Below are 20026 nucleotides of genomic sequence, written 5' to 3' on the forward strand. Positions count from 1 at the left end.
CACCTATTGTAATGGGCAAAGACCCGGGTGCCAGTAAAACCCGACAGGGAGATGGATAAATCTTGCGTGACAGCACTGAATTTGACGTGAGCAACGCTCTGTTGCTGTGGTACGACCGCCACGCGCGCGAGATGCCCTGGCGCATTGGGCCTGGTGAGCGCGCCGCAGGTGTGCAGCCCGACCCTTACCGCGTCTGGCTGTCCGAGGTCATGCTGCAACAAACCACCGTGGCCGCAGTGCGGGACTATTTCCAACGGTTTACCCAACGCTGGCCGGACGTCACCGCTTTGGCCGCAGCCCCCGATGATCACGTGATGGCCGAATGGGCCGGGCTGGGATATTACGCGCGAGCGCGGAACCTGTTGAAATGCGCGCGCGTGGTTGCCGATGAACGCGGGGGGCAATTCCCCAACACATATGACGAACTGCTGAAATTGCCCGGTGTCGGCCCCTATACCGCTGCGGCGATTGCAGCGATTGCCTTTGACCGCCCCGAGACGGTTCTGGACGGCAATGTCGAACGCGTAATGGCGCGGCTATACGATATCCACGGCCCTCTGCCGGGCTCGAAACCGATCCTCAAAGCCAAAGCCGAGGCCCTGACACCCAACGCGCGCCCGGGGGATTACGCACAAGCTGTGATGGATCTGGGGGCCACGATTTGCACCCACAAATCCCCGGCCTGCGGGATCTGCGTTCTGCGTGAACCCTGCCGGGCGCGCATCGCCGGTACACAATCGGAACTGCCGAAAAAGACCCCGAAACAGCCCAAACCCACACGGTGTGGCCATATCTATATCGCGCGCCGCGCGGACGGTGCTTTGCTTATGGAACGCCGCCCTGACAAGGGGCTTTTGGGTGGGATGCTGGGCTGGCCGGGTTCTGACTGGTCAGAAGCCCCTGCCGAAGCCCCGCCTTTCACCGCCAACTGGCAGCGTTTGTCAGGTGAGGTTCGACACACCTTCACCCATTTCCACCTGATCCTGCAGGTTTGGAGCGCGGATCTTCCGCACAGTTTTCAAAGCGACGCGTTGCTGGTGATCGAAAAGCATGCCTTCCGTCCGAGCGACCTGCCGACAGTCATGCGCAAGGCCCATGCCCTGTGGCGCGACCGCTGACCCCCATAATTAACCCGTTGTGCCCGGGCGAAAGAGATGGCTAGCTGGGATAACTTGATCCGAGTACGCCGATGACAACTACCAGCACCCTCTCCCAATGGAAATCTGCCCTGCCCTTCTGGGTCTCTTACCTGCTGATCCCCCTGATCTGGGCAACGGCCTTGGCTGGCGGATGGTGGGTCGCGCTAGTGCCTCTGTCCACATGGTGGGCCTTTGCGGTGCTCGACCGCTTGACTGGCCTCAATCTTGAAAACGCAGACCCCAAAACGCCCGATAGTGTGCTGCCGCGATATATCTTGCTGACCAAGCTCTGGGTGCCAGTACAGCTTCTCACCCTCTACGGGCTGATTTGGTATGCCACCCGCTCGGATCTGTCGGTTCTTGAAAAGATCGGGCTGTTCTTTGGGATGGGTGTCATCTCAGGTACGATCGGTATCAACTACAGCCACGAACTGATGCATCAGAGAGACCGGCTTGAGCGTTGGTTGGGGGATATCCTGCTTGCAATGGTGCTCTATTCCCATTTCCGGTCCGAGCATCTGCTGGTCCATCACCGCTATGTCGGCACGCCACGCGATCCGGTAACCGCCCGATATAACGAAGGGTTTCACCGGTTTTACCCCAGGGTTCTGAAACAAAGCCTGCTGTCCGCGTTTCAGGCCGAGCGCGACAAGCTTGGGCGCAACGACCGGCCTTGGACTGACCCCGCAAACCCTTTCTGGCGCTATTGGGCCCTGCAAGCGGGAATGCTGCTACTGGCCCTGCTGATCGGAGGTTGGAGTGGCCTCGCCTTGTTCCTCATCCAGGCCGGAACCGCGATCTGGCAGCTTGAGCTGGTGAACTATGTCGAACATTACGGCCTGACCCGCAAATATTTGGGCGAGGGGAAATACGAACATGTTCGTCCGCGCCACTCGTGGAACGCTTCACAAAAAGCGTCCAATTGGTTGCTGATCAACCTGCAACGCCATTCGGATCACCACTACAAGCCCAACCGTCGTTTTCCCCTGTTGCAACACCATTCACAGGACGCTGCACCACAATTGCCCCATGGCTATCCGGTCATGACCATTGCCGCGATGATACCACCACTCTGGCGTCGGATCATGAACCCAAGGGTTCGGGCTTGGCGCAAGCAGTATTATCCCGAAATCACCGATTGGCAGCCCTACAACAAAAGCGAAAACCCGCAGCCCCACGCCTGACCACAGCGCGCGCAAGCGCGCTGCCCGGCCCAACGGGAGGGCCTGCATCTATGATGAAGGCGCTCCGGGCGGGAGCCCCTCTGCCCCAGCCACCCAGACATCCATCGGTGTGGCAATCCCACGAACAGCCTGCGCTTTGAGCGGCGCAAATCCCGCCATCAAGGGCTCGGCCTTAGGATCTTCCTGCATAACCTGCAGACGTACCGCGTCGCTGATGACGATACGAGCATGTACCTCTCGGGTCAGGGCCTCGAGCTTTGCCGCCACATTGACCGCGTCACCAATCACGGCGAATTCCAATCGGTTTGCGCCGATGTCACCCAGAACGACCGCGCCGTAATGCACTCCGATGCCGATGTGAATCTCGGGCTCTCCGGCCCGGCGCCGATCCAGGTTCCATTGATCGACGACATCCGCCATCGCGCGGGCGCAGGACAATGCGTTCCGCGCGTCCAAAGGCGTTGTCACGGGGGTGCCAAAAGTCGCCATCAGCCCGTCACCCAGGTATTTGTCCAGCGTCCCATGGTGCCGAAAGACTTCGCGTTCCATACGGGCATGAAACCCGCGCAAAACCTCGATCACGTCATACGGATCACGCCCCGCCGCGTATTTGGTAAACCCGACGATATCGATGAACAACACCGCCACATTCTCTTTGCGGACCTGTTTCAACGGATCGTCATTCTGGCTCAGTTCCTCCACGACGTTCGGCGAAAAATATCGTGAAAGGTTGGCTCGTTCCCGTTCCAACCCGGCATTGCTCAGCAAGAGCCGGTTCAAACGGCGCATCGACAAGCCCAGCGTCACGGCCACCATGATGAATACAATGACCTGTTGAACCCGCTGCGGCACCATAAAGCTGTTGGGGTCTAACATGACCTGCAGATCGGGATATCCCTCAAGCGCCGTGTGAATACGGGCGCCCAGTTCCGGGAAAGGGGTCGACACCCACCAGGCGATGACCCACCCAACGGTCCACATCATGGCCGTCCACGAACCGATGGCCACAACCGTGCGCCAGGAATAGGCCAGCGTTCCGGCCGCCAGGATGATGAAGAAATACTGAAAATTGTCGAACCTGTATTGCGTGGCCAAGGGCCGCACATCATCGCTGAATGGGTTTGGTACGATCATACCCAACGTCATGATCAGCAGATCGACAAAGATCAGCAAAAGCTCGATCCGAGATTGCCCCACGCGCCCGGCTCTTTGGATCAGCCAGCCATTGGCGCAGATCAGCAAAAGGATAAAGTGATACCAAAGAACCTCCCATTGGGGGTTCAGAAAGATCAGCAGTATCCCCGTTAACCCCATGGCGACCCACCGCGCCCGCACGGCAAGTTCCAGCCCTTCGCGCTTGTGGCGCTCTAACGCGGCCTCGGTGTATTTGTTGTCCAGGTCATATTCGTCCGGTTGCGAAACAAAGAACCTTCTGGCCCGGCTTGGGCTGGCGGCTGAATCGGTCACGACTCGGATCTCCTTTCGAGGAGCTTTGCACTTGCCCTATGCAATCACCGTTGGGGGGAAAACAAAAGACCCCGCCGAAATCGGCGGGGCAGTTGGTCGTGCCTTGTGTCAGGCCACAGGCACGGGCGGTATCGTTGAACTCAGTTGTGCATCTCGGCTCGGATCTGCTGGCGCAGCACGTCGATGGGCACAGTTTTGCCGTCGCGTTTGAAGCACCAATAGGTCCAACCGTTGCAGGACGGCGCATTCTCCAGATGCGCGCCGACCTGGTGGATCGAGCCTTTGACGTTGTCACCCACAAGCGTGCCATCGGCGCGAACCTTTGCCTTGTGGCGCTGGTTCATGGAATACAGTTCTTCGCCCGGTCGCAACATGCCGCGTTCGACCAGTTGGCCGAAGGGCACGCGCGGTTCCGCCCGTTTGCTGGTGCTGACCTCCAGTGCCTCGCGGTCGAACTTGCGGACCTTGGCGATACGCTTTTCGGCCACTTTGCGATAGCTTTCCTCGCGTTCGATCCCGATAAACTCGCGCCCCAGCATCTTGGCCACGGCCCCGGTTGTTCCGGTCCCAAAGAACGGATCCAGCACCACGTCCCCCGGATTGGTCGAGCCGATCAGCACCCGGTGCAGCAGTGATTCCGGCTTCTGCGTCGGATGCGCCTTGTCACCGTTTTCATCCTTGAGCCGCTCGTGCCCGGTGCAAATCGGCAGCACCCAGTCGCTGCGCATTTGAACACCCTCATTCAACGCTTTCAGTGCCTCATAGTTGAAGGTGTATTTCGCGCCTTCGCGTTTGCTGGCCCAGATCATCGTCTCATGCGCGTTCGTAAACCGCTTGCCACGAAAATTCGGCATCGGGTTCGACTTGCGCCATACGACATCGTTCAGGATCCAATAGCCTGCGTCTTGTAGGGCGGAGCCCACGCGGAAAATGTTGTGATAGGACCCAATCACCCAGATGGCGCCATTCGGCTTGAGCAGACGATGCGCCGCCTTCAGCCAGGCGCGGGTGAACTGATCATAGACACCAAAGCTGCTGAACTGATCCCAGTGATCATCCACCGCATCCACCTGAGAATTGTCCGGGCGGTGTAGCTGGCCTTTCAGCTGCAAATTATAGGGCGGATCTGCAAAAATCAGGTCAACCGACGCCTCGGGCAGACTGTTCATCGCCTCGATGCAGTCGCCGGAAAGGATCGTGTTTAAAGGGAGCGCAGCTGCGCCCTTTGTCTTGATTTTGGTCATATCACTGCCTCGGTTCCACGGCGCTTTTGCGCTCATTTGGTTGAGACAAGGATGATTCAAAGATGATTCGCCGTCAAATTCTTTTTTGAATCAGTGACTTACGATTTACTCTTGATACAAGATATTGTGCACCGGCTTGAACGAACGTCTATGATGTGGGGTCACACCAAGATTTTGCAGCGCTTCGCGGTGTTGTTTTGTCGGATATCCCGCGTTGGCGTCCCAGCCATAGCCGGGATGCTGTTGCGCTAAATCCACCATCACCTGATCGCGCCAGTTCTTGGCAATTATGGATGCCGCCGCAATCGAAAGTGACTGCGCATCGCCTTTCACCACCGCTCGCGACGGGATTTTCAAACCGCGTGGGATCATGTTGCCGTCGATCAGCAAATAATCCGGGGCCGGGTTCAGCGCTTCGACGGCGCGGATCATCGCGATATGAGACGCGCGCAGGATGTTGTGTTCATCAATCTCGGCAACCGAAGCTTCGCCTATGGCAATTTCCGCCCATTCGCGCAGCGCCTTGTCCAAAGCCTGTCGACGCTTGGCTGTCAGCTTTTTGGAATCGTTGAGCCCTTCGGGAATATCATCAGGGTTCAGGATCACCGCCGCCGCAACCACTGGCCCGGCCAAAGGCCCGCGCCCGACCTCATCCACACCGGCAATTCTCAGGTGCCCGCGATCACGCAGGGCGGTCTCAAGATCAAAACTCGGCAACGTCATGCCTTTGGCAAACCGCGTTTCGGCCTATGAAGCAACCCAAAAAAGAAGAGGGCCCCCAGGGGATGCCCTCTTCCAACGCGGCGCGTTCTGTGGCGCTGCGCCTGCTCGAAGGTCGAAAATCAGTACACCACACGATACCCGTATTGGCGCAGGCAAGCGGGTTCATAGCCGCGATTGACGCGCTTGCCATTCCAAAACCCGACCTTGCACTGGTAGGGCAGGCTACTTGCGTGTTTGTAGTGTTTTCCCAGGCAGCGCTCGCCCAACAAGGGGCGGTGATGACCGGCGCCCTTGAAGGTTCGCAAGCAACGCTGCGGCAGGTTGTACTTTGCAACGGATTTGGGCAGCGGGCGCACGTGATGCGGTTTCGCATGAGGCTTGTGGCCATGTGGTTTATGAACCTTGGGCTTGTAAACCGGTGCGGGCTGGCGAGTCACGTTATAGCTCGGTCGGGATGGTTCCTGTTTCGAGAAATGGTTGATCGCCACGCCCAGCAGCGCAATCGCGGCCAATCCACCCAGGATATCCTTGCCGTCGGCAGCCTGGGCCTGCGATGCGGAAATGCCGGTTATGGTCATAGCCGAGGCAACAACAAAGGCGATGAATTTGCGATGCATGATCCTTGTCCTTTCGGGTCGTTTGAAGCGGTCAGGGAGCAGACCGCAAATCTGATGTCCCGACCCTGCGACCGCCCCTGTCAGACAGGCAATAACGCGGTTTTGTTATCCGATATCAGCGCCCCGAATCCCGTTATGATATTGAATATCTGCCAAGCCGTGCGCAGGATGCAGCCCATGAAACAGATCCTCTCTTCTCTCGCTGTCCTGGCCCTGATATCGATTGGCTCCGCTGCCTCGGCAGCCGATTGCTATGCTGATTACAAAGCCAAAAAGGATAATCCTCTAAAGCTGCACTATGGCGTCATGCAGGTTTCGGCCTGCAAAAAAGGTCAGGCCAAATCCGAAGTTGCCAAGCGGCTGAAGTCGAATGGTTGGACCTTGCTGAATGTCATGTCCGTTTTCGGGCCCGAAGGGTTGGATCAAAGGAAGGCCAATGCCGGATCATTCTATCTCCGTTTCTGACGCGCGGCGGTCTGGCACGCGCTTGGTTGGCTTTGGTATCGCCGCGATTGTCGCTATTCTTGCAACTGCCGCGGTTTTTCTGTTTCTGACCTTGCCCGACGCCAATGCCTTTAACGCCAAGGTCGAACGGCTGTTTGTCGAAACCGATCTGACCTCACAATCCGAAATTCGCCTGCTTGAGATTCTGGCGCAATCAGGCACCGCCTTTGCCGATACACTGACCAGCTATCGGATGGTGATCTTTGTTCTCTTGGTCTTTGCAACAGCCATGCTGGTTGCGGCCCTGGTTTTTCTCGTCATGCTCGTCTTGCTGAATCGCCGAATGGCCCAGATCGAGCGGACGGGGATTCAGGTGACATCCTTGTTGATCAGTCGTGAGGAAAACACCGTTTACCTCAACAACATGGATTTCAAACTCACACCTGCCGCGATGGAAACCCTGTCGGTTTTGGCCGAGTCGCGACTGGATGACGAAGTGCTTTCGGGTGTTCAAATCGAAGCGGTGATTTCCGGCAAGGACGCTGCCGATTGCGATGAGGCCGCCGGGGCCACTCGGATCAAACGGTTGCGTGATGCGTTAGGCAACCAGATGGTCAGCGAGTTGCTGGTCAAGAATATCGCGAAAAAGGGCTATATGCTTTCGATCGAAAAAGACGTCATCCAGATGGTTTGATCTGGCAGACGCTGTGAGTTTCGGCAAATCTCCCTCTTGGAAAAGCGGTCCGCAGGCCCCATTCTTATACCGCTCGGGCACGGGAGGTCAGCTATGAACGTCCACGCCACACCAAAGACCAGCGGATATGGCATCTCGATCGAAGCCCTGAAGGGACGCGTCGCGGTTTACCGTGGTCAGATTTTGTTGGCCGAAAGCCATAATGCGAAGGTGATGTATGAAACGCGGCTACCGCCCGCGATTTACATCCCACGCGAAGACCTGTGTATCGAACTCGGCCCCGAGACCGATTTGCAAACATTTTGCCCGTTCAAGGGGACGGCAAAATATCACGACATCAGCGTGTCCAACGAACATCTGACCAATTCGATTTGGGTCTATGATGATGCTTTGCCGGAAAGCAAAGACATTCAGGGCCACGTGGGATTTATGCCAGACGCCGTCACCCGGATCGATCTTGGCGAAAACACGCTGCGCGACCCAGATGACAGCAATATCAGCGGTCCGCTGATCGACTGGCTGATGCGTGGCGCATCCGAATTCAAAACGCCCGAGACATTCACAAAGGCACTGGCTGAAAAGATGTCGGAACACGGCATTGCTATCCAGCGGCTCAGTATTCTGGCCTGGTCGCTCCATCCCTTGATTGCTGGCAAACACTATATCTGGGAAAAGAGCACGGGCGAGATTTCGACAAACGTACCGACCTATGAAATCTATGATCACCCGGCCTTTATCAACAGTCCTCTGCGCCATGTCTCAGAAGGGTTGGGGGGCATTCGTCAACGGATCAGTGACAGCCCTGACAACAGCTTCCCGATTGTCGAGGATCTGCGCGCCAAAGGCGCGACAGATTACGTTGCGATGCCGCTGCCGTTTTCGGATGGTCGTATCAATGTCCTAACGCTGACCAGTGATCATCCTGACGGATTTACAACCGCCAATCTTGGCCTTGTATTTGAATGTTCCACCGTGATCGCGCGATACTATGAGGTTTTCATGCAGCGCGAAAACGCACAGGTCCTGTTGGAAACCTATGTCGGCAAACGCACCGGAGCGCGGGTGATGGGTGGAGAGATTCGTCGCGGGGATGGCGACGATATTGATGCCGCGATCATGTTTTGCGACCTGCGCAACTCGACCAGCCTGGAAGAGTCGCTGGGCCGCGATGTCTATATCAACCTGCTGAATACGTTCTTCGAAACCGTGTCGGATATTATTGACGAAAACGATGGCGAGGTTCTGAAGTTCATCGGCGATGCTGTTCTGGCAGTGTTCCCTGCTGGCGACAATCCGGAGGCAGCGCGCGGTAACGCTCAGCGCTCGGCCCGTGAAATCGTGGAACGTTTGGCAGAGCTGCGCCAGACCGCGCCGGGCCAACCACTGGACTGTTCGATCGGGATCGCCTTCGGTCAGGTCACTTTTGGCAATATTGGTTCGCGAGAGCGGTTGGATTTCACCGTGATCGGCCACGCAGCCAATGTCGCGGCACGACTTGGTGAATACAGCAAATCGGTCGGGCACTCGATTGTCGTGTCTGGAGATATCGCTCCGGCGTGTCAGGATGCCATACCGCTTGGTGATGTCACTCTGCACAATGTGTCCCAGCCGATCGCCTCGTTCGCCTTGCGCACGGCTGTTGAAGAACAGTTAGGGCATTGACCTTGTCCACTTTTGCGCCGTGCACACCTATAGCTATACCTCGTTCGGCTTCTCAAGCGGCCCGAGGCCATAATGCCCTTTGCTCAGCCAGCGCCCAACAGGATCAGCGCAGTTTGCGCCGGTGAAATGCTGGCCTGTACCTCTGCAATTTGGGCGCGCGCAAGATAGGTATCCGTCAAGTCAGAAATAGCTTCAGGGTCGGTGAACTGAGATATCTCGCTGGACCCGGTTGTGCGAGACAAGCGGTCGCGGAACACCTCAAGCTGTTTATCCAAGTCCAGCTGAGCAAATGAGGATGGCAGCCCCAGCGCGGTTTCCATCATCGATCTGATAGCTGGCAAGCCCATGACTGAAAACCATTTCTGATCGTCGCTGCCGGGCTCTGAAGCGAGGTCGGCCAAAGTGTGCTGCGCATAAAGCGCAACCCGCATTGTGTCATTCGATTGCCCGACGGCAACTTCAAAGCGCGTGGTTAGATTGTCTTGTGCAATCTTTTCCATATTGGTGATCAGCCCGGTCTTGAGCATGTCACCAGGCCCAAAGCCAAACGCATCGGCAAAATCGCGATAACGGCTATCGGCCAGCCGATTGGCAAGCGCATCATCTGCGCTGGTGCCATCAGAAAGAATCTTTTGGATGAAAAACCGGTTGTTGAGATCGTCTTGCAGACCAAAAGCGCCCAGAGCGACCTGCAACAGCCGTCGATCTGACACCAGATCTTCTGCCGATTGAACCTTGCTAATATTCTCCAGAAAATACTTCGTATCCCGCTGGTTCACTGCAGATGCCGAAAAGCAATCGTACTGCGCATCATAGGTCCGTTGCAGAAAGCGCCAACCGACAATCCCGCCCGTGGGTATGACCGGTTGAAAGGTCATTGGTGATAGGCCATCAAACGCTCTTCTCTCGGCAGAAGAGACCGCAGAGACTTGAGGCATTTATAGTAGTGCTCGGCCACCAGTGCCTCGGTCGCTTCGCTAAGGACACGACGACTGTCGGCATCCGTGAACACCTGGCTCAGCTCCTCAACCCGTCGCAACAACTGCTGGCGCGCATCTTTGGGATCTGTGTCGCCCGACAGAACCAGTTGAGCCGCATAGCAGACACGGCGCACAGGGGTGTTGACCTCTTCGGGATGGATGGCATCCCTGAGACGCAGCACATTGGCCTGCGGGGTCATGATCGAAAACCGGCTGCGACGATCGCCATTTTCGATGACGACCCCGTTGATCAAAACCCGTTCTTTCGGGGCCAATTTCAAAACCAGTCCACTCATCCCGTTGCTCCTCTTTGACGCAAGCCACGCAGAACCGCCATGTTGATATCGAGCAGTGGCTCGACCGAGGCCGCGTTCCTCAGGATTTGACTGCTGTGCTGCTCGGTGAATTCGGCCAGAAAAAAAATGCGTGCGCGAAGATCATTTGGCAGCGCATTGCCCGTGTCCATGACCCCGCTTGCCAGCACAGTCCAAAGCCGTCTGTTTTCATGCACAGCCTGAACAAAGGCAGCGTAGTTCTTTTGTCTGAGCGCAGTCGCAGCCTTCAACCGATGCGTAATTTTCGAAATCGCCTCGTATTCCGTATCACGAGGGGTGCGGGTCGGAGCCGCAGCTTGCGCATAGGCTGTCTGAGCATAGGCGTGCAGAGTCACTTGAAATCCTTCCAATCGTCCATCTGGGGGTGTTCAAATCCGGGGCGCGACGGGCGCGCCCCGGTTCAGTTCCAAACTTAGCGGAACAGTGACAGGATGGACTGTGGCGCCTGGTTGGCAATCGACAGCGACTGAGTCGCCAACTGCTGCTGAACCTGCAGGGCCTGCAGACGAGCAGAGGTCTCTTCCATGTCGGCATCAACCAGCGACCCGATACCCGATTTGAACGAGTCGGTCAGTTTGGACACAAATTCCTGCTGCGTCTCAATCCGACCCTGCACCGAACCAAAGGCCGCTGCTGCATCAATCGAGGCGTCGATCAGGGATTCAATTGTACCAAGCGCAGCCGTTGCACCGGTACCAGTTGACACGTCGATCGAGCTGAGCGCACCGAGGCCACCAGAGCCCGCATTGGTGAACTGCGCTGTGATCGAAATATCCTGATCTGCGTCAGCGCCAGCAGCCGCAGTACCCGTCGCGAACGCAATAGTATTGGGCGCACCAGACGAGTCGTAGTCAGCCGCCAGACCGGTGATGCCCAGCGCATCAATCTGGTTTTTCAGCCCCACAGCAACCAAAGCGTCGGTGTAGTTTTCATCATAAGTACCCGACGGATCCAGATCGCTTGCCTGGATTGTATAGGACACCTCCTGATCACCCACGCGGATCGAAACGCTGTCACCGACCTCGAAATTGTCGGTCGAGCTGTCGATAACAATGTCACCGGTGTCTGTAGCGCGGTTCAATGTGAACCCGGCAACATCGTTGTCGGTTGTCGCGTTGTCGGACCCCGCAAGAACGCCCTTGGCGGTACAGCCACCGATGGACAGATCCTGGCTGGCAACCGAGATCGACGACGCATTCACGCCACCGGCCGCGTCACGATCCAGCGAAGACAGAACCGAAACAGTGCCGGCGCTGCCATCAACCAGGTTAAGGCCGTTGAATTGCGCCGCACCGACAACCGATGCAATCTGATCGCGCAACGCGGTCACGTCGGCATTGATCTTGCTGCGATCAACGTTGTCTTCCTGCGCCGCTACGATCTTTTCCTTCATCTGGGTCAGCAGGTCGGTCACGGTTTCGGATGCGTTTCGTGCAACCGCAACGGTCGATTCACCCAGTGCCAGGCTGTCTTTGATGGCGCTGAAGCCTTTGACATCCGATTCCATAACCTTGGAAATCGCCCAGACGGCTGAATTGTCCTTGGCTGTGGCAACTTCCTTACCGGTCGAGATAGCGCTTTGGGTATCAGCCAGGTTCTTGTTGACCGACTTCAGCGTTTGCAGCGCAACCATTGCGCCGTTGTTCGTCAGAATGCTGGACATATTTGTTATCCTTTTTAAGTTCAGGCGCGTTTCGCGCCGATGCTAACCCCACCTCAGCGGCAGGCATTCTGTCGTTCTGACCTCTGCGTCGAGCCGATTGGCATGCGCGCCACCTTGTCTTCAGGTGCAGCGACACCATTGCCCTTGATCCCCTAACGGAGTGCTAAGATGCACCCGCCTCAAATCTCGGATTTTATTCAACTCAGTCACTAAGCGCGCTTTTCCAGCTTTGCCTTCTGGCGCAGCGCAAAATCGCTGCGCTGGCCGGTGGCATCATAGGCGCTGAATTCCTGACGCACGCGGCGCAATTCTGACATTCGGTTTGCCACTGCGCGAATCCCGTCTGCTGCACTGTTCAACAGAGCCTGATTGCGCGCCACTTTCTTTTGCACCCGGATCAACTCGTCACTATCGAGCACTTGCAACTCATTAATAGCCCCGATCAGTTTCTCTCTTTCAGGCACCATATTCCCCAGGCGGTCCAGGTCACCCTGAACAAGAGCCGAGCGTTCAAGGTCCAACACCTCCTCCAAGGCTTTGATAAGATCATTCGACATCGTGTTTCTCTTTCATTGCTTCAAACAGAACCTCCGACAGACCAATGCCGCCAGATTGCGCAAGCTGCCGCGCCTGATGCTGGACCAATAGCGAGGCAAACTGGTCCTCGCCCGCGCCACCACCAAAGCTTTCAGGGGCTGTTCCAAGCCCAGCGGATTTCAACATTTCGGCCAGGAACGTGGCCTCAAGCTCGACCACGGCCTGCTGAAGAGGGGACTGCGTTGCCGAATGCTGGTGAGCCTGAATGGTCATCGGAATTTTCATCGGGTTCTCCGAAAATTGCTTCGAACTTTCTTGATCAAAGAGGAAAGCGGTTAAAATAAACGTAACTTCCTGCGGTCATCTTCCCCGTCAGACCAACGGAGCCGGAGCAAAATGCCCAACCCTCTGACAGCCATGCTGACTACGCTTTCCGCAGCCTCCAATTCTGGGGGCCCTAAGCATCAGACTGACGATGCGCTTACGCATCCGGCCTTTTCGGATGTGTTGGAAAAAGTCGGTTTGATCGAAGAACGGGATGTCGCGCAAACGATCACGCCAATTTCGCCCGAAACAGAAGAGGAACCATCCGACGATCTTGCGGCTCTCGAACCTGCTGCAACAGATACCGATGAACCGCAGATCCAGATTGCAGCCATCGCAACCGGGCCAACAGAACCTTTTGGTGAGCCACATGAACATAATGATCTGACGGGACTGGAAACAGAAAGTTCAGACAAGCCTGCGGTCGCTCAAACCGCCATTGCTTTACGGTCAGAAAACGCAGCAACACCCGCTGATTCACCCCAAACTCGACCAGTCGATCGATCCGAATTCGAAACGACCCCCAACAAACCGCAAAACCCGCAGATCTTCGAATTTGCGTTCGGGCTGAGCAACGCTCAGACTGCGTTGGCCAATAACCACATGGCAAGACCAACCGCGAAGACAACCAAGCCGGTTGAGGCCCCACCCGTCGAGCTTATCCGAAGAATTTCGCAACCGATTGAGCCGATCAAGCCTGAAATGCCGCAAGTTCAAAAACCTGTGGCGCCCACTATGGCGCGATCAGTCGAGATGTTTGAACTCCGCGCGGACCCGATGCAAAGTTCTGAGGGAGAATGGGCCGCCTCGGCCAAAGAGACCTTGAACACCCAAGTTGCGCGCGATCTCTCTGCGTCTCAGATGATGAACACGGCCCGCGCTGATACCGCGCGGGCTATCGCAGGGCAAATGGCTGCGGCGATTTCGGCCAAGCCTGGCTCCGGGGCGATCGAGATTGCGCTCAACCCCGAAGAACTGGGCCGCGTCTCGATCATACTGAACGGGCGCGAGGACGGGTTTCAACTGACAATCGCAGCCGAAAGACCCGAAGCACTGGACCTGATGCGCCGACATTTGGCTGTCCTGTCCTCGGAATTTCAAAAGCTGGGCTACAGCGATCTGAGTTTTGATCTTGGCATGTCGAATAACACCGGAAAGGGCGGTGACAGCACTGCTCAGGACGCCGCAACCAGCGAGGCTCTTCAACTTGACGAGGCCGAAACGACTGCGCCTCCCCCTAAAACCGGCCCCGATCGGGGCCTTGATATGAGGCTTTGACCGATGATCTCTGAGACAAGCGCGACGACGCAATCCAACACCGGGCAGTCGCCGGCCAACAATGCGCACAGCTCGGCGCTGACCTCGGATTTCGAAACCTTCCTGCTTATGCTAACCACACAAGCCCGAAATCAGGACCCGCTTGAACCGTTGGATTCGTCGGAATACGCTTCGCAATTGGCGCAGTTCTCGATGGTTGAACAGCAGGTGCAGACCAATGATCTTCTGTCAGAACTGGCCTTGGCTTTGGGCAGCATCAATCTGGAAGAGCTTGGGAACTGGGTCGGAGTTGATGTCCGCTCGACAGCTGCGTTCCAGTTCACCGATGAACCCATCACCCTGACCGCAGCCGCCGATGCAAGTGCAGATCAGGTCAAACTGGTAATCCGCGACGCATCTGGCGAAGTGGTCGACACGGCGGCCATTGCGCCAGACCAAAACGAATTCCAATGGGCCGGAGTTGATTCCAGCGGCGCGCCCTTTTCGGCGGGGTCCTACTCCGCAACGTTGGAAAGCTATGAGAACGGTGAGATCATCTCAACCAGCCCGGTGGCCTCATATAGCCGCGTAGTCGAGGCGCAGGTCGAGGGTGGGTCGGTCGTGCTTACCTTGGACAGCGGCGCAACGATTGCGGCCGATTCAATCTCGGGCGTGCGCGCAAGCGCTTGATCTAAAGCGAATGGCAGGTCAGAACGTGGCAAAACAAAAGTCGACCCTAGCTGTTGGTGGCCGCCCTGACCGACCCTCTTGCTCCGCCCCCGGGCCTCGTACCCCAACTGCGTGCGCGTGGATTGGTTGACGAGGGCGTCCGCTTTGAAATGTTCTATGGCGGGCGCACCAATCAGGTTTGGAAGGTCCTGGGCAAAGGGTCAGACACCGTTTTGAAACTTTACAAAACGGATTTCCAGAACCCGATGTTTCGCAATGATGCGCAGCTTGAAGCAGCCTGCCTTCAGGCGTTGAGCACTTCGGGTTTCGTGCCCGAGTTGCGCGCCACAGGGCGGTTCGAAAATGACAATTGGGTCTACTATGATCACGCCGCAGGCACACCATGGGAGCAAGATCCGGAACCTGTAGCCGAGCTTCTGCAAAAGCTGCATAACTTGTCACCAAAGGTCGCCGCCCCCAAGGGCCGCAATGGCAGCGCAGCGCTGGCAGCTCAAACGCGCGCGATCCTTCGTTTGTGTCGGTCTGAGCAGTCCACACACATTGCGCGACAAGAACCAAAAGGCGAAATCGCCCCGACGCCCCTCCCTGTGCTTATCCACGGAGATCCGGTTCCGGGCAACATCCTCGTCGCCCCAGCCGGATTGACACTGATCGACTGGCAATGCCCCAGCCTTGGGGACCCGTCCGAAGATTTGGCTCTGTTTCTGTCCCCGGCGATGCAGCATCTTTATCGTGGCGCAGCTTTGACGCAAGTCGAGGTGGCGCGGTTCCTTACGGCCTACGCCGACCCGCACATCATTGCTCGCTATAAAGCCCTAAAGCCGTGGTATGCGTGGCGTATGGCCGCCTATTGTCTGTGGCGAATTGAGACCGGAGCACCGGACTACCAACAAGGGTTTGAGCTGGAACTCGAGGCACTGCGCAACTCAGAGGTCGGCTAAGGTAAGCGCCGCATAGGCGATTGGCATCAACGCCCGTCGCCATCGGCCAAGCGGAAACCGTTTGGGTACTTGAGCCAAAGGCGCGGGCAGGTCCGTCTGTTGCCCCAAGGCCAGCCGCGCCAGAGCGCGCCCGCAATAGGTCCCCATCGCCACGCCATTTCCGTGATAGGCAAAGCCTGCGAACATCCCGGGTTGGCCGGGCACGGGCCCAACATAAGGGACCAGATCGCGCGACATACAAACAAAGCCTGACCAGCTATGGGTCGCGTCAACCTGAGCCCATTTGGGGAACATGGTTGCGAAGTCTGATCGCAGTTTGCGCATCGTTCCTGCTTCGGCCCTCGGAGACGCCCGAAGACCTCCGCGCATACCAAACAGAAATCGACGATCTGGCATCAAACGAAAATAGTGCAACAGATGTCGCGTGTCGTAGCACATCTGATCACTTGTCCAACCTTGATCCTGCAACTCTTGCTCGGTCAAAGGGCGGGTGACCATGATCGACGATTGCACCGGCATATAACGCCCAGCCATCCATGATGGGATATCCTCGCTGGAATACCCATTGGTGCAGATCAACACCTGCCCAGCGCGCAATTTGCCTTGCGGCGTAGTCAGGTCAAAGCCGCCTCGCTGCTTTCCAATGTCGAGTACTGCGCTGTTATGGTAAAAAGCAGCGCCTTGGACTTGTGCCGCCTTTGCCAAACCAAACAGATATTTTCGGGGGTTCAGGCCAAAGCCAGTCTGAAGCGTATATCCGCCAAAGAACCTGCCCCCGAGACCCAGGTGAGGTAAATCCGTGCGTTCGTGCAAAACCCCCCCGTCCGCTGCCGAGCGCCGCAATCGCTCCATCGCGCGGGGTGTGTGGGCCAGCTGAGTTTCTCCCTTGGAATGCGTGTCGGCTTCGATTTGGTGTTTCGCCAAAAAATCCGCGACCAGATTGACGGCCTGAGCTTCGGCTTCTGCGTAGGCATCCGCCGCCGAAGGCCCATAGCGACGTGCCATCGATGCGTGGCCAAGTTTGGACCCACCCAAACAACAAAACCCGCCATTGCGTCCCGACGCCCCCCATCCCGGGCTTCCGGCCTCGAGCACCACGACGCGGGCCCCAACCTGTGCCAAGTGCAACGCAGCCGATACTCCGGTAAACCCGGCCCCGACAATCGCAACATCGGTGTTCAGATCGCCCTTTAGGCACGGCCAGTCCGGGGCAGCGATGGTTTCATCCCACCAACACCCGGCACGTGGTTTCGGGCCATAGGCAAAAGGTGGAAATATCCGTTTCATTCGGTGCGCGCGGCGGCCAATTCATCCTGTTTTTGCCGCATCATGGCGCGTTTGGTGACCAATGAAGCTGTGATCACTCCGATCGTCACTGCTGCGATCATCAAGGTCGACAGCGCATTGATCTCGGGGCTGACCCCAAGGCGCACAGCCGAGAATATCTTGATCGGCAAGGTTGTTGCTGACGGCCCCGAAGTGAAAGACGCGATCACCAGATCGTCCAGCGACAGGGTGAAGGCCAACAACCAGCCCGAAATCACCGCAGGTGCAATGATCGGCAAGGTCACCAACCGGAATGCCTGTGCCGGCGAACACCCCAAATCCAGCGCGGCCTCTTCCAGTGACCGGTCAAACGTGACCAAACGGGATGAGACCACAACCGAGACAAAGCACATCGAAAAGGTCGTATGGGCCAGAACAATGGTCAGGATGCCGCGATCCAGCCCGATGCCGATGAACAGCAACAGCAACGACAGGCCGGTGATCACTTCGGGCATCACCAGTGGCGCATAGATCATTCCGGAAAACAGTGTTCGACCGAAGAATCGCCCACCGCGCACCAGAACATAGGCCGCGGCCGTGCCCAGAATGGTGGCCAGCGTCGAGGAAAAGACCGCCACGCGGATCGTGACCCAGGCCGCATCCAGAAACGCCTCGTTCTGGACCAGTTCGCCGTACCATTTCGTCGAGAACCCGGCCCAGACCGTAACCAGTTTGCTTTCGTTAAAGCTGAAGATGATCAGGATGATCATCGGGATATAGAGGAAGGCAAATCCCAGCGTCAGAGAGACAGCGTTGAACCAGCTGAGCCTGTTCATTGATCGGCCTCCGTCTGTTTTTGCTGGTTGCGCTGGAACAGAACGATGGGGATGATCAGGATCAGCAGCAGCACCACCGCCACGGCGCTGGCCACGGGCCAGTCTCGGTTCGAGAAGAACTCCTCCCACAGAACCTTGCCGATCATCAACGTGCCTGAGCCGCCCAGTAGCGAGGGGATCACGAACTCACCAATCACCGGGATCATGACCAGGAAACAGCCTGCGATGATACCGGGGCGCGACAAGGGTACAGTCACCAGCCAAAAGGCTTGCGCACGCGAACAGCCCAGATCTTCGGCGGCTTCGATCAGCGATCCGTCCATGCGTTCCAACGCGGAATAGATCGGCAGGATCATGAACGGCAGATAGGTGTAAACGATGCCGATATAGACTGCCGTTTGCGTGTTCAGAATGGTCAATGGGGTCGAAATTATGCCCGTCCAGAGTAAGAGCTGGTTCAGATAACCTTCATTCGACAGGATGCCCATCCACGCATAGACGCGGATCAGGAACGAGGTCCAGAAAGGCAGGATCACCAGCATCATCAGGGTCGGGCGCCATTCCTCGGGCGCGCGCGCCATGCCATAGGCAATCGGATAACCCACCAACAGCGTAAAGAAGGTCGAGATCACGGCGATCTTGACGCTGGAGAGATAGGCTTTCCAATAGAGGTCGTCCTCGGTCAACCAGACGAAATTTTCAAAATCCAGCTGGCTGAAGAAATCCTTTATCCCGGCCCATCCCTGGGTCAGATCCAGGGTCGGCGTATAGGGCGGAATGGCCAGTTCAGTGTCTGACAGCGAGATCTTCAGGACGATGAGGAACGGCACCAGAAACAGCACCAGCAACCAGACATAGGGCAGCGCGATCAGCAGGGCCCGGCGCATCAGTTGGCCAATAAGACCGCTGCCGTCGCTGTCCAGGACAGCCAGACCGGGTCTTCCCAGGTAAAGGACCGGCGCGAGATGCGGCGGGTGTTAGCCGTCTGCGCCTTGATGATCGTGCCGTCGGCCAGTTGCACATGATAGGTCGACAGATTGCCCAGATACGCGATGTCATGGACCTTACCCTGCACAGCGTTGACGGCATCCGTTGGACGGTCGGCCGAGATCGCCACCTTTTCCGGGCGGATGGCCAAATGACAGGTCTGGCCCGTGTCAAACGCGGTCGCCGACTTGGCCAGCAAGGCCGGCTGGCCCTCGGCCCAGTCGACCTGATAGCTTTCGTCGCCCTGAGCCGTCGCGCGGCCCTGAATAATGTTCACGTCCCCAATAAAGTCAGCCACATAAACCGAAGCCGGGGTTTCATATATCCGGTCCGGTGTCGCCACCTGCATCAATTGGCCCTGATCCATAACGGCGACACGGCTGGCAACGGTCATGGCCTCTTCCTGATCGTGGGTCACGATCACAAAAGTGGTACCGGTCTTTTCCTGAATATCCATCAATTCAAACTGCGTATCCTGTCGCAGTTTCTTGTCCAACGCCCCAAGGGGTTCGTCCAACAAAAGCAGCTTGGGCGCCTTTGCCAATGAGCGGGCCAAAGCAACCCTCTGCCGTTGACCGCCTGAGATTTGATGCGGTTTGCGGCGGGCAAATTTCTCAAGCCGGGTCAGGCGCAGCATCTCTTCGACGCGCTCTTCCAGATCGTGCTTGGGCATGTTGTCCCGGCGCAGACCAAAGGCAATGTTTTCCCAGATGCTAAGATGCGGGAACAACGCGTAGGACTGGAACATCATGTTCACAGCGCGTTTGTTCGGTGGCACCGGGTCGATATCGCGTCCGCCCAGCAGAATGTGGCCATCAGTCGGCTTTTCGAACCCGGCCAGCATCCGCATCATGGTGGTCTTGCCGCAGCCTGATGGGCCAAGCAGGGCAAAGAACTCTCGTTCGAAAATGTCCAGCGACAGGTTGTCGATTGCCGTGAAATCGCCAAAACGCTTGGATACGTTCTGAAACTGGATCAACGGTTCAGCTTGCGGGTCATCCCACGGTGCAAAGACAGTTGCGCTCAAATCAGCCCC

22 protein-coding genes are annotated in these 20026 nt (G+C 57.1%); 8 read left to right on the plus strand and 14 right to left on the minus strand.

Going from position 1 to position 20026, the window contains the following annotated elements; genetic code table 11:
• The first annotated feature begins 62 nt into the window (after positions 1–62).
• Both mutY and GOX45_RS12520 read left to right on the plus strand, forming a co-directional pair.
• Complete coding sequence (mutY, locus tag GOX45_RS12515; RefSeq protein WP_171101387.1) at positions 63–1118, plus strand: A/G-specific adenine glycosylase; 1056 nt, start codon at positions 63–65, stop codon at positions 1116–1118.
• A 71-nt stretch (positions 1119–1189) separates the two neighbouring features.
• Complete coding sequence (locus GOX45_RS12520; RefSeq protein ID WP_171101389.1) at positions 1190–2323, plus strand: alkane 1-monooxygenase; 1134 nt, start codon at positions 1190–1192, stop codon at positions 2321–2323.
• 48 nt (positions 2324–2371) lie between these two features.
• On the opposite strand, the gene GOX45_RS12525 is transcribed toward GOX45_RS12520, so the two are convergent.
• From GOX45_RS12525 to GOX45_RS12540, 4 genes are all read right to left on the minus strand, one after another.
• A complete protein-coding gene (locus tag GOX45_RS12525) occupies positions 2372–3790 on the minus strand; it encodes an adenylate/guanylate cyclase domain-containing protein (RefSeq protein WP_171101391.1) in 1419 nt (472 codons plus the stop codon).
• A gap of 140 nt (positions 3791–3930) precedes the next feature.
• Complete coding sequence (locus GOX45_RS12530; protein WP_171101393.1) at positions 3931–5034, minus strand: site-specific DNA-methyltransferase; 1104 nt, start codon at positions 5032–5034, stop codon at positions 3931–3933.
• 105 nt (positions 5035–5139) lie between these two features.
• Positions 5140–5757, minus strand: a complete 618-nt coding sequence (locus GOX45_RS12535; RefSeq protein ID WP_171101395.1) for a ribonuclease HII — start codon at positions 5755–5757, stop codon at positions 5140–5142.
• A 119-nt stretch (positions 5758–5876) separates the two neighbouring features.
• A complete protein-coding gene (locus tag GOX45_RS12540) occupies positions 5877–6374 on the minus strand; it encodes a hypothetical protein (protein ID WP_171101398.1) in 498 nt (165 codons plus the stop codon).
• 177 nt (positions 6375–6551) lie between these two features.
• On the opposite strand from GOX45_RS12540, the gene GOX45_RS12545 reads away from it, so the two are divergent.
• The 3 genes from GOX45_RS12545 (at position 6552) to GOX45_RS12555 (ending at position 9174) form a co-directional block, all read left to right on the plus strand.
• Complete coding sequence (locus tag GOX45_RS12545) at positions 6552–6839, plus strand: hypothetical protein (protein WP_171101400.1); 288 nt, start codon at positions 6552–6554, stop codon at positions 6837–6839.
• Positions 6811–7512, plus strand: coding sequence for a helix-turn-helix domain-containing protein (locus GOX45_RS12550; RefSeq protein WP_171101402.1), 702 nt, complete (start codon positions 6811–6813; stop codon positions 7510–7512). Before GOX45_RS12545 ends, GOX45_RS12550 begins: the two co-directional genes overlap by 29 nt.
• A 93-nt stretch (positions 7513–7605) precedes the next feature.
• On the plus strand, positions 7606–9174 hold the full coding sequence (locus tag GOX45_RS12555; protein WP_171101404.1) for a DUF427 domain-containing protein: 1569 nt from the start codon (positions 7606–7608) through the stop codon (positions 9172–9174).
• 83 nt (positions 9175–9257) lie between these two features.
• Here the strand turns inward: GOX45_RS12555 and GOX45_RS12560 are convergent, their stop codons facing one another.
• The 6 genes from GOX45_RS12560 to GOX45_RS12585 form a co-directional block, all read right to left on the minus strand.
• Positions 9258–10052: a DUF1217 domain-containing protein gene (locus GOX45_RS12560; RefSeq protein ID WP_171101406.1), complete on the minus strand. Its 795-nt coding sequence runs from the start codon at positions 10050–10052 to the stop codon at positions 9258–9260.
• Complete coding sequence (flbT, locus tag GOX45_RS12565) at positions 10049–10450, minus strand: flagellar biosynthesis repressor FlbT (protein WP_171101408.1); 402 nt, start codon at positions 10448–10450, stop codon at positions 10049–10051. The genes GOX45_RS12560 and flbT overlap by 4 nt, the downstream gene beginning before the upstream one ends.
• Entirely contained in the window at positions 10447–10839 is a 393-nt protein-coding gene (flaF, locus tag GOX45_RS12570; RefSeq protein ID WP_254446012.1) for a flagellar biosynthesis regulator FlaF, read from the minus strand. The genes flbT and flaF overlap by 4 nt, the downstream gene beginning before the upstream one ends.
• Positions 10840–10901: 62 nt before the next feature.
• Complete coding sequence (locus GOX45_RS12575) at positions 10902–12152, minus strand: flagellin (protein WP_171101410.1); 1251 nt, start codon at positions 12150–12152, stop codon at positions 10902–10904.
• Positions 12153–12361: 209 nt separating this feature from the next.
• The gene (locus tag GOX45_RS12580; protein WP_171101412.1) at positions 12362–12709 is read right to left on the minus strand and encodes a flagellar biosynthesis protein FlgN; all 348 of its coding nucleotides are present in this window, start codon (positions 12707–12709) and stop codon (positions 12362–12364) included.
• Positions 12699–12974, minus strand: coding sequence for a rod-binding protein (locus GOX45_RS12585; protein ID WP_171101414.1), 276 nt, complete (start codon positions 12972–12974; stop codon positions 12699–12701). The genes GOX45_RS12580 and GOX45_RS12585 overlap by 11 nt, the downstream gene beginning before the upstream one ends.
• Positions 12975–13085: 111 nt before the next feature.
• On the opposite strand from GOX45_RS12585, the gene GOX45_RS12590 reads away from it, so the two are divergent.
• From GOX45_RS12590 to GOX45_RS12600, 3 genes are read left to right on the plus strand one after another with little or no spacing between them, the layout of a single operon-like run.
• On the plus strand, positions 13086–14291 hold the full coding sequence (locus GOX45_RS12590; RefSeq protein ID WP_171101416.1) for a flagellar hook-length control protein FliK: 1206 nt from the start codon (positions 13086–13088) through the stop codon (positions 14289–14291).
• A 3-nt stretch (positions 14292–14294) separates the two neighbouring features.
• Positions 14295–14960, plus strand: a complete 666-nt coding sequence (locus GOX45_RS12595) for a flagellar hook capping FlgD N-terminal domain-containing protein (protein ID WP_171101417.1) — start codon at positions 14295–14297, stop codon at positions 14958–14960.
• A 56-nt stretch (positions 14961–15016) separates the two neighbouring features.
• Positions 15017–15901, plus strand: coding sequence for a phosphotransferase (locus GOX45_RS12600; RefSeq protein WP_371808978.1), 885 nt, complete (start codon positions 15017–15019; stop codon positions 15899–15901).
• Here GOX45_RS12600 and GOX45_RS12605 read toward each other — a convergent pair.
• From GOX45_RS12605 to GOX45_RS12620, 4 genes are read right to left on the minus strand one after another with little or no spacing between them, the layout of a single operon-like run.
• Positions 15887–17188, minus strand: coding sequence for an FAD-binding oxidoreductase (locus GOX45_RS12605; RefSeq protein ID WP_171101420.1), 1302 nt, complete (start codon positions 17186–17188; stop codon positions 15887–15889). The genes GOX45_RS12600 and GOX45_RS12605 overlap by 15 nt on opposite strands.
• Positions 17185–18003 carry an ABC transporter permease gene (locus GOX45_RS12610; RefSeq protein WP_171101422.1) on the minus strand — a complete coding sequence of 273 codons (819 nt, stop codon included), beginning with the start codon at positions 18001–18003 and terminating at the stop codon, positions 17185–17187. Before GOX45_RS12610 ends, GOX45_RS12605 begins: the two co-directional genes overlap by 4 nt.
• Positions 18000–18890: an ABC transporter permease subunit gene (locus GOX45_RS12615; protein ID WP_171101424.1), complete on the minus strand. Its 891-nt coding sequence runs from the start codon at positions 18888–18890 to the stop codon at positions 18000–18002. Before GOX45_RS12615 ends, GOX45_RS12610 begins: the two co-directional genes overlap by 4 nt.
• Positions 18890–20017 carry an ABC transporter ATP-binding protein gene (locus GOX45_RS12620; RefSeq protein ID WP_171101426.1) on the minus strand — a complete coding sequence of 376 codons (1128 nt, stop codon included), beginning with the start codon at positions 20015–20017 and terminating at the stop codon, positions 18890–18892. Before GOX45_RS12620 ends, GOX45_RS12615 begins: the two co-directional genes overlap by 1 nt.
• Positions 20018–20026: the final 9 nt, after the last annotated feature.

The organism is Ruegeria sp. HKCCD7255 (assembly GCF_013031565.1).
In the GTDB taxonomy this organism is placed as follows: Bacteria; Pseudomonadota; Alphaproteobacteria; order Rhodobacterales; family Rhodobacteraceae; genus Ruegeria.